The following is a 12,409-nucleotide window of genomic DNA, read 5'->3' as shown; positions in this document are numbered from 1 at the left end:
TCTCAGCGCGTCGCGGGCAGCACGACGGAGCGGTCGGTCTCCGTGGTGTGGGCGATCGGGTCGTCGTCCTCGTGCCAGTGCAGAACGAAGCGCTCGCCCTCGCGGTAGGCGTCGAGCCCCGCCCTGCAGTACGCGACCAGGTCGTCCGGGAGCCCGGACAGGGGGTGCCAGGAAAGGCCGGAGCACTTCTCCGGCTCCCGGTTGTACGGCTCGCCGCCCGCACCGTACGCCGCCTCGAAGAACCACCCGATCCGCGGCGCGCCCCCCGGCCCACGGTGCTGCATGACCAGCGCGACCCGCAGATCGTCGGGGCCGAGCGCGACGCCGATCTCCTCGGCCGCCTCCCGGATCATGGCCGTACGGACATCCTCGCCGGACTCCACATGGCCGGAAGGGCAGTTGAGCAGCCCGTCCGCGTACCCCGTCCCGGCCCTGCGGGCGAGCAGCACCTCGTCGCCCCGGCGCAGGACGAGATGGACGTCGACCACTTCGCGGTGCCGGCCGGCCGGCGCGGGCGTCGCGATCAGCGCGTACCGCTCGTCGTCGACCGGGCGGCCCCAGAGCGCGGGGTCCGCGGAGAGCCGTTCGTACCGGACGCGTCCGGTGAGCGCGGCCAGGGCCGTGGTCAGGCGTGCGGCGGGCAGGCCGGTCCCGGACCAGACCCCCTCGACCAGGACGAGCCGGCCCCCGGGCCGCAGCAGCGATGTCCAGTGCCGCAGGGTCTCCTCGGGATCGGGCAGCAGCCAGAGCACATGACGGGCCAGCACCACGTCGAAGCGCCGCTCCCCCACCGGCGGCCGGGCCGCGTCGCCGGTCAGGACCTCCGCGTCGGTGCCGGCCAGCTTGGCGCCGGCGAGGGCCGTCATCCGCGGGGAGAGATCGACGGCCGTCACCCGGTGTCCCCGCTCGGCGGCGAGCAGGGCGAGGCTCCCCGTACCGCATCCGAGGTCGAGCACCTGGGACGGCGTGGCGGGCAGCCACCGCGCCATCCTGGCCGCCCAGGCGGCGCGCACGGCGGGGTCCAGGAGCCCGTGGTCGGGCTCCTGGTCGAAGGTGTCGGCGGCGGCGTCCCAGTCGGTCGTGGTCATGTTCCGATGGTGCCAGCCACCACTGACAACGGGTCCGCCGCCGCCACCCGCCGCCTCGGGGCCTACCCCTCCGCGCGCGGGCCGCGCCGCAGCGCGATCAGCTTCCGGATGCCCGGCCAGGCCAGGAGCAGCACGATCACCGCGTACACCGTTACCGAGAACGGGGTGTTGACCAGCCCGGTCGCGCTTCCGTCGCTGATCTGGAGCGCGCGCCGCAACTGCTGTTCGGCGGCCGGGCCCAGGATGACGCCGATGACCGCGGGCAGTACGGGCAGGCCGTACCGGCGCATCCCGAAACCGATCAGGCCGATGATCAGCAGGATGACCAGGTCGAGGGCCTCGCCGCCGACCGCGTACGCGCCGACCGCCGCGAAGAAGAGGATCCCCGCGTAGAGGTACGGGCGCGGGATGCGCAGGAGTTTGGCCCAGACCGGGGCGAGCGGCAGGTTGAGCGCGAGCAGCAGCACCATGCCGACGAAGAGGGAGGCGATCAGCCCCCAGACCAGGTCGGGTTCGCGTTCGAAGAGCAGCGGGCCCGGCTGGATGCCGTACTGCTGGAAAGCGGCGAGCATCACGGCGGCGACGGCCGTCGTGGGCAGGCCGAGGGTGAGCATCGAGACCAGCGTGCCGGCCGCCGAGGCGGAGGCGGCCGACTCGGGGCCCGCCACGCCTTCGATGGCGCCCTTGCCGAACTCGTCCTTGTGCTTCGAGAGCCGCTTCTCGGTGACGTAGGAGAGGAAGGTGGGGATCTCCGCGCCGCCCGCCGGGATCGCGCCGAACGGGAAGCCGATGAGCGGTCCGCGCAGCCACGGCCGCCAGGTGCGGCGGAGGTCCTTCTTCGCCAGCCAGGGACGGCCGACCGGGATCGCCTCGCCCGAGGTGCGGCGCAGATGGGCGGCGACCCACAGGGCCTCGCCGATCGCGAAGAGCCCGACCGCGACGATCACCACGTCGATGCCGTCGGCGAGTTGGAGCGTGCCGAAGGTGAGCCGCTGCTGGCCGGTCATCTGGTCGAGCCCGACCAGTCCGAGCGTGAGGCCGATGAGGAGGGAGGCGAGGCCGCGGATCCGGGAGGAGCCGAGGACGGACGTCACGGCGATGAAGGCGAGCACCATGATCGCGAAGTAGTCGGGGGCGCCGATGTCGACGGCGAGCGAGGCGACGGTCGGGGCGAGGACGACCAGCAGGATCGTGCCGATCATGCCGCCGGCGAAGTGCCCGCCGGCCGCCGCGGCGAGCGCCTGGGCCCCGCGGCCCGCCTTGGCCATGGGGTTGCCTTCGATCGCCGCCACGACGGCGGCGCTCTCCCCCGGGGTGTTGAGCAGGATGGAGGTGGTGGAGCCGCCGAACATCGCGCCGTAGTAGATCCCGGCGAACATGATGAACGCGCCGGTCGGTTCGAGCCCGTACGTCACCGGGAGCAGCAGCGCGACCGCCATGGCGGGGCCGATGCCGGGCAGGACGCCGATCGCGGTGCCGAGCAGCACACCGATCGCGGCCCAGAGCAGGTTCATCGGCGTGAGTGCCGTGCCGAAGCCGTCGATGAGGGAGTTGAGGGAGTCCATCGGTTACGCCACCCCCATCAGCGGGCCACCGGGGAGGGGGACACCGAGCAGGTTGTTGAAGACGAAGTAGGTGAGGAGCGAGAGGCCTGCGGCGATCAGCGGGTCGCGGTCGTAGTGGCGGCTGCCCAGCGCGTACGCCGAGCCCCAGAAGAGCAGGGCGCCCGAGATGGGGAAGCCGAGCGGGCCGATGAGGACGGCGTTGGCGAGGAAGACCCCCGCGAGCAGCAGGACGGTCCGCCAGTCGCCGGGTGCGGCGAGGTCGACGTCCTCGCCGCCCTCGGCCTCGCCCCGGCCGCCGCGCAGTACGTCGAGGGTGAGGAGTACGGCGACGACGAGCAGTCCGGTGCCGACGACGACGGGGACGGTCTTCGGGCCGACGGGGCCGCGCTGGGTGAGGTCGACGGTCATGGTGAGGGCGTCGGTGAGGACGAGGACGCCGAGGGCGAGCAGCAGCAGGCCGACGCCGATCTCGGAGTGTTCGCGGAGCCAGGAGCGGGCGTCGCGGGGCCCTGCCGGGGCCGCGGTGTCAGGGGTGCTGGGGGTGTCAGGGGTTTCGGTCGGCGGTGTCACAGTCCCAGCTCCTTGAGAACGGAGTCGACGCGCCGGTCTTCCTTCGCGAGGAAGTCACCGAACGCGTCGCCGGTGAGGAAGGCGTCGGCCCAGCCGTTCTTCTTGAGCGATTCCCGCCACTGGGGCGAGTCGTGCAGCTTCTCGAAGAAGGCGAGCAGCTTGGCGCGTTCGGCGCCGGAGAGGCCGGGCGGGGCGACGATGCCGCGCCAGTTGGTGAAGTCGGTGTCGAGGCCGGCCTCGCGGAGCGTGGGGGCGTCCAGTCCTGGCAGCCGCTCGGGTCCGGTGACGGCGAGGAGCCGCAGTTCCCCGGACTCGATCTGGTCGAGGTATTCGCCGACGCCGGAGACCCCGAAGGCGACCTTGTTGCCGAGGATGGAGGCGAGGAGTTCGCCACCACCGTCGAACGGCACGTAGTTGACGGTCTTCGGCGGGATGCCGGCGGCCTTCGCCATCAGCATCGGGGCAAGGTGGTCGGGCCCGCCGGGCGAGGAGCCGCCGCCGACCGGGACCTTGGCGGGGTCGGCCTTCCACGCCGTGACCAGGTCGTCCAGGGTCCGGTACGGGGAGTCCTTGGAGACGACGACGATGTCCGACTCCTCGGTGATCCGGGCGATCGGAGTGGTGTCGGCGAGGGTCTTGGGCGACTTGTTGGTGTGGACGGCGCCGACGACCCCGAGGCCCATGGACAGGGCGAGCTTGCCGTTGCCGTGCTCGCCGACGAGCCGGGTGAGCCCTACGGTGCCGCCCGCGCCGGGCAGGTTGAACACCTCGATGTTGTGGGTGAGTTCGGCGTCCTCGGCGTTCTTGGCCATCGTGCGGGCCGTGATGTCGTAACCGCCGCCGGGGGTGTTGGGGACCATGAAACGCAGGCCGGGTATCTGCGTACCGGTGTCGGTACCACTGCCCGAGGTGAGCAGCGGTGGCCCCACCAGCACCAGGAGTGCCGACCCGAGCAGGGCCAGGGGGGTGCGCAATCGCACGTGTGCCGCCCTTCGGAAGGTGGTGTGAAGTGGGCCACATGTTGCCTGTGCGTTAACAAGCTGTCTCTCTTCCGGAATCAACGGACGTTGTGGTCGTTGTGGTCGCGGCTTAGGGTCTGTTCCGGGTTTCCCCATGGGAGAAGGAGCGGTGTCAGGTGCGTGCGACCGCAAGGCGCTGGAGCGTCCTCGTAGCGGAGCTACGTGCGCGTTTCGGCAACGCCGCGAGCGTGCGCACCAGGCTTCGCGACGCCGCGGGGAAACCCGGAGCAGACCCTGGCGTGTGCGCGTGATGAAAGTGCTGGTGGTGGACGACGACTTCATGGTCGCCAAGCTGCACAGCCGCTATGTGTCCGCGATGGACGGCTTTACGGTCGTCGGCGTGGCGCACAGCGGCGCCGAGGCGCTGCGCGCGGCCGAACGGCTCCGGCCCGATCTGGTGCTGCTCGACATCTACCTGCCCGACATGGACGGGATCGCGGTCCTGCGGGAGTTGCGCGCCGCCGAGGAGCGGGAAGGCCGGGCCGTCAGTGTCGACGCGCTGTTCATCACGGCGGCGCGGGACGCGGAGCTGATCCGCGCGGCGCTGCGCGCGGGCGCGCTGCACTATCTGATCAAGCCGTTCCACCGGACGGCGCTCCAGGAGCAGCTTCGGCACGTGGCGTCCCTGCGGAGCCGGCTGGCCGGTCTGGGCGAGGCGCGCCAGGAGGACGTCGACCACATCTTCGGCACCCGCCCGCCGGGCAGCCGCGGCCTCCCGAAGGGCCTGGCCGCGCACACGGCGGAGCTGGTGGAACGCGTCCTGCGGGAGAACACCGCGGGGCTCTCCGCCGCGGAGTGCGCCGCGGCGGGAACCCTGTCCCGGGTGAGCGCCCGCCGCTATCTGGAGTACTTCGCGACCACGGGGCGCGCGGAGATCTCGCTCCGTTACGGCGGTACGGGGCGCCCGGAGCGCCGCTACCGCTGGACGGGGTGAGGGATCAGCCGGCGATCGTGTCCTGGACGTCGTGGAAGCCCGCGGTGCGGTTGACGCGCGCGACGAGGCCGGTGACGGTCGTACGGGGCAGCAGGCGCGCGGCCCAGGTGGACGCGCGGTGGAGTGCCCGGCCGGGGTACGAGGCCGCCCTGCCGCGCGCGAAGTCGTCCAGTGTCTTCGCGGCGACCGCCTCGGGGGCGTCCGTCACCCGGGGGTCCATGACGGCGGTGGTGCGGTCGAAGAAGCCGGTGTCGGTCGCGCCGGGATGGGCGGCCATGACGCGCACCCCGGTGGACCGCAGTTCCACCGCGAGGGCCTCGGTGAAGAAGAGGACGAACGCCTTGGTCGCGGCGTAACTCGCCTGGTACGGCATGGGCTGGAAGGCGGCGGTCGATCCGACGTTGATGATCCCGCCCGAACCGCGCGCGAGCATGTCCTCGCCGATCAGGCGGGTCATCCGCATCAGACCGGTGATGTTGACCTCGACCGACCGCAGGCTCTGGTCGAAGGGCCGGTCGAAGAAGGGGCCGATGGACCCCATCCCCGCGTTGTTCAGCAGGAGATCGACGCCGGTGCCCCGGGCGCGCAGTGCGTCGACGAGGGCCGTGACGGCGGCCGGGTCCGCGAGGTCCGCGCCGATCACCTGGACCTCCACCTGGTGTTCCGTGCGGATCTCGGCGGCGAGCCGGTCGAGCGCCGGGGCGGAGCGGGCCACGAGGACCAGATGCGAGCCCCGTCGGCCGAGCTCCCGCGCGTAGGCCCTGCCGAGCCCTTTGGACGCTCCGGTGACCAGGGTGGTGGTGCCGCGGTAGGTGTACATGCGCTGGGCGGGATCCTTCGGTCAGGGATACGGAGATCGGTGAGGGGTGATCGGCGAGGGCATGGGAAACGCGCCGCGGGAAGCGGCGCACAATGTGTACGGCGTCAACAATCACGCAAGGAAGTGGACAGTGTCAACATTGGAACGGCGGAGCTACCACCACGGTGATCTGCGGGACGCCCTGCTGCGGTCCGCGCTGGGCCTGCTGGACGTCGACGGCGTGGACGCGCTGTCCCTGCGTGCGGTGGCCCGGCACGCAGGTGTCTCCGCCAACGCCCCCTACCGCCACTACCGGGACAAGGACGCGCTGCTCGCGGCGCTGGCCGCGCACGGTTTCGCCGAACTCGGGGAGCGCCTGGAGGCGGCCGGAAGCGCGGAGGGCGGCAGCACCCCGGCGGACCTCGGGCAGGCGATGGCGCCGATGGCGCGCGCCGCCGTGCGCTACGCCCTCGACCACCCCGGCCTCTTCCGCCTGATGTTCGGGAATCCGTGCGTCGGCGGGCCTGAGGTGATCGCCGCCTCCGACGCGGCGCAGGCCGTCGTGACCGCGCGGATCGCCCCGCTCGCCGCTCCCGAGCACCGCGACACCCTCAAGATCGGCGTCTGGGCCCTCGTGCACGGGCTCAGCCTGCTCCTGCTCGACGGCCGGCTCGGGGATCCCACCCCCGGACAGGCCGACGCCCTGGTCGACTCGGTGGTGCGCGCCATGATCGGCGGCGCCTGACGGCCAGGGCGTACGGGTCCGCTCAGCGGTATCCGCTCGCGTCGGCGGGCTTGCCGGCGTCCTGCACCTCGACGAGGTAGCGCCAGGCGTCCGGCCGGCTGCCGTCGACGTCCGTGAAGCCGTAGACCCGCGCGAGTTGACCGCTCGACAGGGACTGTCCGTTCCACCGGCCCACCCGGGGGTCGGCGGTCAGGGCGGTCACGGCCCGTCCGACGTAGCGCGGGGTCTCGGAGACGCAGAAGTGCGGTTCGCTCTCCAGCGCGTCGCGCCACGTCTCCTCGGCCACACCGAACTGGTCCAGCATGATCTCCGAACGCATCCACCCGGGCGTCAGGGCAACCGCCGTACCGCCGCGTGATCCCAGCTCGTGGCCCAGCGAGAAGGCCATCCGGAGGACGGCGGCCTTGGCGAGGTCGTAGAAGAAGGAGTTCCGGTAGGTGTCGCGGTTGTACTCGGCGGTGCCGTCGGTCATCTCGACCACCAGTCCGCCCTCGTTCCGCAGGAGGAGGGGAAGGGCGTGGTGGCTGGTGATCGCGTGGGTCTCCACCGCGAGCCGGAGCAGCCGCAGCCCCTTGTCGAGGTCGTGTTCCCATACGGGAACCTCCCACTCGAAGAGGGCTTCGCCGCCCCAGATGTCGTTGACGAGCAGGTCGAGCCGGCCCTGTTCGGTGGCGATACGGTCCACCAGGGCGCGGACCTGGGAGGGATCCAGATGGTCGGTCGGGACGGCGATGCCGTGGCCTCCCGCCTCGGTGACCAGGTCGGCGGTGTCCTCGATGGTCTCGGGGCGGTCGTACTCCGAGCGTTGCTTCCGGGTGCTGCGGCCGGTCACGTAGACCGTGGCACCGGCCGCGCCGAGTTCGACCGCGATGCCCCGGCCCGCTCCCCGGGTCGCTCCCGCGACGAGAGCGACCTTGCCGTCCAGCGTTACTGACATGTGCGTCCTTCCGTGTCCGTCCATCTGCCGTGCCGACGCCTCCGCGAACGGCGTCAGCACGATGATGGCGCGCATACCCGACACCTTCTGTCGGGTATGCGCGCGGTGGATCAGGACGGCAGTGGTCAGCGCACCACCCGGCCCGGGATCAGCCGCCGCGCGCGCAACTCTCCGAGGACCAGGGAGGAGAACTCCGTGGCTCCCCTGACCGAGGTGTGCGTGTTGTCGCGCTTCTCGTCGTAGAGGAAGAGCGCCTTGGACGGCTCGGGGCCCAGTTCCTCCACCCGGTGCTTGGTGAGCGCCGTGAGGTCGACGAGGGGGAGGTGCCGGTCCCTGGCGAGCGCGCGCATCTCGGCCGGGAGGTCGACGCCCAGGCCGTTCACGTTCAGGGCCGTGCCGTTGTCGAGCGTTCCGTCGGCGTTGAACCAGCGGCGGACGATCGGGGTGACCAGGACGGGCCGGCCGCCGCGCGCCCGTACCCGGTCGGTCATCGCCGTGAGGTTGGCGCGGTAGACGTCGGCCGAGGTCTGTTTGTCGTTGTGCGCGAGCTGGATGAGCACCAGGTCGCCGCGGCCCACCCGGGACTCGACGGCTGGGAAGAGCGCGGGCGTGTCCAGGAAGGACTGCGAACCCTCCCCCGAATCGGAGTAGTTGGCGACGGAGATACCACTGCGGAGGTACTGCGGGAGCTGCTGGCCCCATCCCGTGTACGGTTCGCCCGCCTGGTCGCAGACCGTCGAGTCACCGGCCAGGAAGAGCTGGGGCGTGCGGGGCGCCGGGGTGACCCGGAGTCCCGCCAGGAGGGGCGCCGCGCCGTCGAAGCGCAGGTCGAGACCGGGGCTGCCGGCCGGGCCCGTGGGTTCGCCCTCGGGCTCGCGTACGTTGACGGTGAAGCCGCGCCGTACGGTCCGCCCCGCCGCGGTCGCCGTCTCGGCCAGCATCGTACGGCGGGTCTCCGCCGAGACGCCGGTGGAGCCCGCCGTGGCGCCGCCGAGCAGGGCCGACACCTCGTACGTACCCGGCGCCACGTCGAGGTGGCAGACCACCGGGGCGGTGCCCGCGCACCCGGCGGGCAGGCGCTGCGGGCGGGCGTGCGCCGGGGACGACAGGGCCGTCGCCGCCGTGAGGGCCGCCAGCACCACCGCCCCGGTGTGCCGGGCGAGGACGCCGCGCCTCCCCGCTCGCTCGCGTCCCTGTTCCTGTTCCTGTTCCATGGTGCGCTTCCCCCTACTTCTTCGGGATGCTGTCGCCCACCAGCGCCAGGTTCTGGATCGCGGCCAGCCCGAAGAGGGCTGTCTCGTTGCTGTTGATCCGCAGGTTCTCCCAGCCCGGTTCGAGCACGTCCGGGCCCTCGATGCGCTTCTTGTCCCAGACCATCGCCGAGGTGTACGCGTCGCTGTCGTAGAACTTCTGCCAGGCGCGCGCCGCCAGCTCCTCGTCGCCGGACCGGGCCGCCGCGTAGGCGTCCTGGCGCGAGTGCCCCTGGAAGAGGAGCAGGCTGCCGAAGTCGGAGCCGTACCGTTCGCGCTGTTCGGCCTTGGTCGCGTTGAAGTAGCGGCAGTAGTCCAGCCAGGCGTCCTCGAACGCCGGGAGGTCGATGAGGCCGATCAGCTCCGCGCACATCTCGACCAGGCCGAACATCGAGGAGAGGTGGGAGACGCTGACCACGGGTGTGGCGGAGACCGCGAACTTCCCGGTGTCCAGGTCGTAGAGCCCCGAGCCCTGGACGAAGCCGTTGGGCTGCGCGGCGATCGTCTCCATGGTGGAGCGCAGCCGTGCCTCGGCCTTGGCGGCCTGCGGGCCCCCGCGTTCCCACTCCGTGAGCCAGCCCGCCGCGAGCCCGCTCCAGTCGGTGCCGAAGCCGATCGACAGGGCGTTGCGGTCCGGTTCGTACGGCTCGGTGCGGATCTTGCGGATGGGGTCGAGGACGAGGAAGGTCTCGTCGGAGTCGACCTGCGCGCGCATCAGGTCGCCGACCCGTTCGTCCGCCGTGAGGTAGTAGTACGGGCGCCGGTAGACGGCGGTGGAGATGCGCTGCTGCTTGGCGCTGTCCGCGTAGTGCTGTACGCCGTGGCGGGTACCGAGGCCGGCCCACTGGCCGAGGTGGTAGACGTCGACCTCGCCGGTGTGCCGGGTCAGCGCCTCGGCGAAGCGGAAGATGTCGGCGCGGCCGGAGCGCAGATAGGCGTACCAGAGCCAGAGGTCGGGCGAGAGTTCGGAGTTGTCCCAGGCGTAGCCGCCGACGTCGTACCGCCACTGGTGGCGGTTCTCGTCGTAGCTGTGCATGAAGTCGCCGTAGTCCCAGAAGCCGTACCAGCGGCGCTGCTCGACCTGCTCCTGGTAGTAGGTGAAGAGGAAGTCGAGCTGGTCCTCGATCTTCGCCTTCGCGGGGACCGAGCGGTCGACAGGGGCGAACAGTCCGCCGAACACGCCTGCCCCGCTGAGGACTTCGGCGGTCGTCGCGAGCTGTGGCGGGGTGCGTACGGCCTGGGACTGGGCGACGAGTTCGGCGGCGGTGGGGGTGGCCGCGTTGGCCCAGAACATCAGCTCGCTGGTGCGGGCGATGCCGTACGGGGTGCCGAACCCGGGCTCGTGGTCCTCGTACGTGATGTTGAGGCCCTCGATCTGTTCCGGGTAGGTGTCCTGACCCATGCCGTCGTGGTAGAAGCGCAGGTCCATGGGGCGGGCCTCGGGCGACCAGAGCCAGAGGGTGACCTCGGCCTCGTCGCCCGCCGCGCCCCGGATGTCGAGCTGCGCGGGGTGCTTCTGCCAGAAGTCGCGTAGCCCGAAGGAGAGTCCGCCGCTCGCCCCGCCGACGTAGCCGAAGCCCGACGCCCGGCCGCCGCCGCCCGCCGTGATCCAGCCGTGGCCCGGCTTGGTGCGCTTGCGCAGGGTGAAGCCGTCGGCGGAGAGCTGGGAGAGGGTGTAGTCGCCCCACGTGGGAATGTACTGGAGGCGGGTGGTGACCCGCTGGTCCCAGGTCGCGGGGTCGGCCAGCTTCTCGCCCTTGACCTGCGCGGCCCTGACGGCGGCGCCGGGGTCGCGGCGCAGTCCGGTGATGCCCTGGACGGCTTCGGTGAGGAAGCCCTTGTCCTCGCCGGCGATCCGGATGTGGCGGTCGTAGGCGGCGTCGCGCATCGGTACGGAGAAGCGGACACCGAGGCCGCGGATGAAGTCGCCCTTCGCGCGGCCCGGGGTCTGCTCGCCGTCATAGGTGATGGTGTGGACCATCCGGAAGGAGTCGGCGTTGGCATAGAAGTAGAGCCGGACACTGAAGGGAAGCCAACTGCGACTGCCTCGGCGGTGTTTGCCGTCGATGCGGACCACCGCCCTGACGGGACCGTCCTGTTCGACCTCGGCGCCGCCGATCTCGCCGTCGAACCGCTCCCACTTGGCGCTGCCCGCGTCGTCCTCGTCGAGTTCACCCTGGCGCAGCAACACGAGGCGGCCGTCGGTGGCGATCCGGGTGGCGCCCCGGGTCAGGGACTCGACGAGCTGGTCGCCGTCCCTGCGGATGACCACCTTGACGACACCGGTGTCCACGGTGATCTTCCGCCGGGTCTCGGTGACGGTGACCCTCTTCGCGGGGGCGGCGGGCCGGCCGGCGGTGAGGGTGAAGCTCTCGGCGGCGGCGACCGCGCCGGTGCCCGTGGACTCGATGCCGACGGCGTGGGCCGTCCACTTGAGGGAGCCGTCGGGCCAGTGGGCGGTGGGCCAGGTCTGTACCGGGACGGCCTCGCCGTCCCCGGTGGCCAGGGCGAACGCCGTACCGGCGGGGTGGGCGCCGCGGGGCCACGGCACGCCGAAGGTGGAGCCGGGCGCGGCCCCGGGGCCCTCGTCCTCCAGCCAGCGGACCGTGACGGGGGCGTCGGCCGCGGCGGTGGTGGCGTCGGCGGCCTGGGCCTGGTCCCGGCCGAGCGCCCAACTGAACTGCGTGGCCGCGCCCGCGACGGCGGCGGCCTTGAGCAGGGACCTGCGGGGGATCGGTGACATCGGCAACCCTTCCTCGGTATTTACCTGCAAGCATTTACATGCACATGACATGAAAGGAGGCGCGCCCCGCGACGGCCGGGCGCGGGTGCGGGCCCGGATGCGGCGGAGCGTCACTCGGTACGGCGGAGCGTCAGTCGGTACGGTGGCGGCGCTCCACGGCCAGCGCCGAGGCCGCCACCACGCCGAGCGCGGGCGCCGCCAGTGGGGTGGCGAACCACGCCGAGGCCGGTACGACGGCGAGACCGCAGACCAGCAGCAGCGACCCGGCGGGGTCCGCGACCGTGCGGCGGGCCGCCGCACGCAGCAGAATCCGCCACGACGCCCCGGGCCGCCAGCACGCGGCGGCCCGCAGCCCGGCGACGCACACGCCGAGGAAGGCGAGCACCCCGACCGTGCCGGCGAAGGCGCCGCCGGGCAGCCCGGCCCGTACGACGGTGAGGTCCGCCCGGAGCAGCCAGAGGGCCGCCCAGCCGGCCGCCCCGACGAGCCAGCCGCGCCGGGCGGCGGAGCGCAGGTCCGCCAGGAACTCCCGCCAGGTGGCGACCTCGTGGTCCAGCGTCCGGCGCAGATGCGCGGCGCCGGCGGCGAACGCCGCGGGGAAGGTGAGCAGGGGCAGCGAGGCCAGCGCGATCCACACGCCGGTGAGCAGGGCCTCGGCGAACACGGTGAACGCCCGCAGGAAGGAGGAGTCCTGCCGGGCCGCACGGCGCCGCTCGGCCCTGGCCTCGGCGAGGTTGGCGGTCTGGCTCATCGCAGCGG

At 72.2% G+C, this 12,409-nt stretch carries 11 protein-coding genes; 2 read left to right on the top strand and 9 right to left on the bottom strand.

Going from position 1 to position 12,409, the window contains the following annotated elements; all coding sequences use genetic code 11:
* Nucleotides 1–2: 2 nt before the first annotated feature.
* The 4 genes from ACFXPL_RS19240 to ACFXPL_RS19225 form a co-directional block, all read right to left on the bottom strand.
* A complete protein-coding gene (locus tag ACFXPL_RS19240) occupies nucleotides 3–1,088 on the bottom strand; it encodes a methyltransferase domain-containing protein (protein ID WP_384920451.1) in 1,086 nt (361 codons plus the stop codon).
* A 62-nt stretch (nucleotides 1,089–1,150) separates the two neighbouring features.
* Entirely contained in the window at nucleotides 1,151–2,653 is a 1,503-nt protein-coding gene (locus ACFXPL_RS19235; RefSeq protein WP_384920449.1) for a tripartite tricarboxylate transporter permease, read from the bottom strand.
* 3 nt (nucleotides 2,654–2,656) lie between these two features.
* The gene (locus tag ACFXPL_RS19230; protein WP_384920446.1) at nucleotides 2,657–3,223 is read right to left on the bottom strand and encodes a tripartite tricarboxylate transporter TctB family protein; all 567 of its coding nucleotides are present in this window, start codon (nucleotides 3,221–3,223) and stop codon (nucleotides 2,657–2,659) included.
* On the bottom strand, nucleotides 3,220–4,203 hold the full coding sequence (locus ACFXPL_RS19225; protein WP_384920443.1) for a Bug family tripartite tricarboxylate transporter substrate binding protein: 984 nt from the start codon (nucleotides 4,201–4,203) through the stop codon (nucleotides 3,220–3,222). The genes ACFXPL_RS19230 and ACFXPL_RS19225 overlap by 4 nt, the downstream gene beginning before the upstream one ends.
* A gap of 289 nt (nucleotides 4,204–4,492) precedes the next feature.
* On the opposite strand from ACFXPL_RS19225, the gene ACFXPL_RS19220 reads away from it, so the two are divergent.
* A complete protein-coding gene (locus ACFXPL_RS19220) occupies nucleotides 4,493–5,176 on the top strand; it encodes a response regulator (RefSeq protein ID WP_384920521.1) in 684 nt (227 codons plus the stop codon).
* Between the two features lie 4 nt (nucleotides 5,177–5,180).
* Here ACFXPL_RS19220 and ACFXPL_RS19215 read toward each other — a convergent pair whose 3' ends face one another.
* A complete protein-coding gene (locus ACFXPL_RS19215) occupies nucleotides 5,181–5,996 on the bottom strand; it encodes an SDR family NAD(P)-dependent oxidoreductase (RefSeq protein WP_384920440.1) in 816 nt (271 codons plus the stop codon).
* Nucleotides 5,997–6,126: 130 nt separating this feature from the next.
* Here ACFXPL_RS19215 and ACFXPL_RS19210 point away from each other — a divergent pair, with 130 nt between their 5' ends.
* Entirely contained in the window at nucleotides 6,127–6,720 is a 594-nt protein-coding gene (locus tag ACFXPL_RS19210; RefSeq protein ID WP_384920437.1) for a TetR/AcrR family transcriptional regulator, read from the top strand.
* 22 nt (nucleotides 6,721–6,742) lie between these two features.
* Here ACFXPL_RS19210 and ACFXPL_RS19205 read toward each other — a convergent pair whose 3' ends face one another.
* The 4 genes from ACFXPL_RS19205 to ACFXPL_RS19190 form a co-directional block, all read right to left on the bottom strand.
* The gene (locus tag ACFXPL_RS19205; protein ID WP_384920518.1) at nucleotides 6,743–7,657 is read right to left on the bottom strand and encodes an SDR family oxidoreductase; all 915 of its coding nucleotides are present in this window, start codon (nucleotides 7,655–7,657) and stop codon (nucleotides 6,743–6,745) included.
* Between the two features lie 125 nt (nucleotides 7,658–7,782).
* Nucleotides 7,783–8,871, bottom strand: coding sequence for a rhamnogalacturonan acetylesterase (locus ACFXPL_RS19200; RefSeq protein WP_384920434.1), 1,089 nt, complete (start codon nucleotides 8,869–8,871; stop codon nucleotides 7,783–7,785).
* Between the two features lie 13 nt (nucleotides 8,872–8,884).
* Nucleotides 8,885–11,650 (bottom strand): Tat pathway signal sequence domain protein, encoded by a 2,766-nt coding sequence (locus tag ACFXPL_RS19195; RefSeq protein ID WP_384920431.1) that lies wholly within the window; start codon nucleotides 11,648–11,650, stop codon nucleotides 8,885–8,887.
* A 130-nt stretch (nucleotides 11,651–11,780) separates the two neighbouring features.
* The gene (locus tag ACFXPL_RS19190; RefSeq protein ID WP_384920428.1) at nucleotides 11,781–12,401 is read right to left on the bottom strand and encodes a hypothetical protein; all 621 of its coding nucleotides are present in this window, start codon (nucleotides 12,399–12,401) and stop codon (nucleotides 11,781–11,783) included.
* Between the last annotated feature and the right edge of the window lie 8 nt (nucleotides 12,402–12,409).

Source organism: Streptomyces sp. NPDC059092 (assembly GCF_042756365.1).
In the GTDB taxonomy this organism is placed as follows: domain Bacteria; phylum Actinomycetota; class Actinomycetes; order Streptomycetales; family Streptomycetaceae; genus Streptomyces.
This window is presented reverse-complemented; position numbering and strand designations above follow the sequence as displayed.

What these genes read in the sequence shown, in the direction of transcription:
- ACFXPL_RS19240 (WP_384920451.1), bottom strand. Translation starts at nt 1,088, where the DNA reads ATGACCACGACCGACTGGGACGCCGCCGCCGACACCTTCGACCAGGAG.
- ACFXPL_RS19235 (WP_384920449.1), bottom strand. Translation starts at nt 2,653, where the DNA reads ATGGACTCCCTCAACTCCCTCATCGACGGCTTCGGCACGGCACTCACG.
- ACFXPL_RS19220 (WP_384920521.1), top strand. Translation starts at nt 4,493, where the DNA reads ATGAAAGTGCTGGTGGTGGACGACGACTTCATGGTCGCCAAGCTGCAC.
- ACFXPL_RS19215 (WP_384920440.1), bottom strand. Translation starts at nt 5,996, where the DNA reads ATGTACACCTACCGCGGCACCACCACCCTGGTCACCGGAGCGTCCAAA.
- ACFXPL_RS19205 (WP_384920518.1), bottom strand. Translation starts at nt 7,657, where the DNA reads ATGTCAGTAACGCTGGACGGCAAGGTCGCTCTCGTCGCGGGAGCGACC.
- ACFXPL_RS19200 (WP_384920434.1), bottom strand. Translation starts at nt 8,871, where the DNA reads ATGGAACAGGAACAGGAACAGGGACGCGAGCGAGCGGGGAGGCGCGGC.
- ACFXPL_RS19195 (WP_384920431.1), bottom strand. Translation starts at nt 11,650, where the DNA reads ATGTCACCGATCCCCCGCAGGTCCCTGCTCAAGGCCGCCGCCGTCGCG.
- ACFXPL_RS19190 (WP_384920428.1), bottom strand. Translation starts at nt 12,401, where the DNA reads ATGAGCCAGACCGCCAACCTCGCCGAGGCCAGGGCCGAGCGGCGCCGT.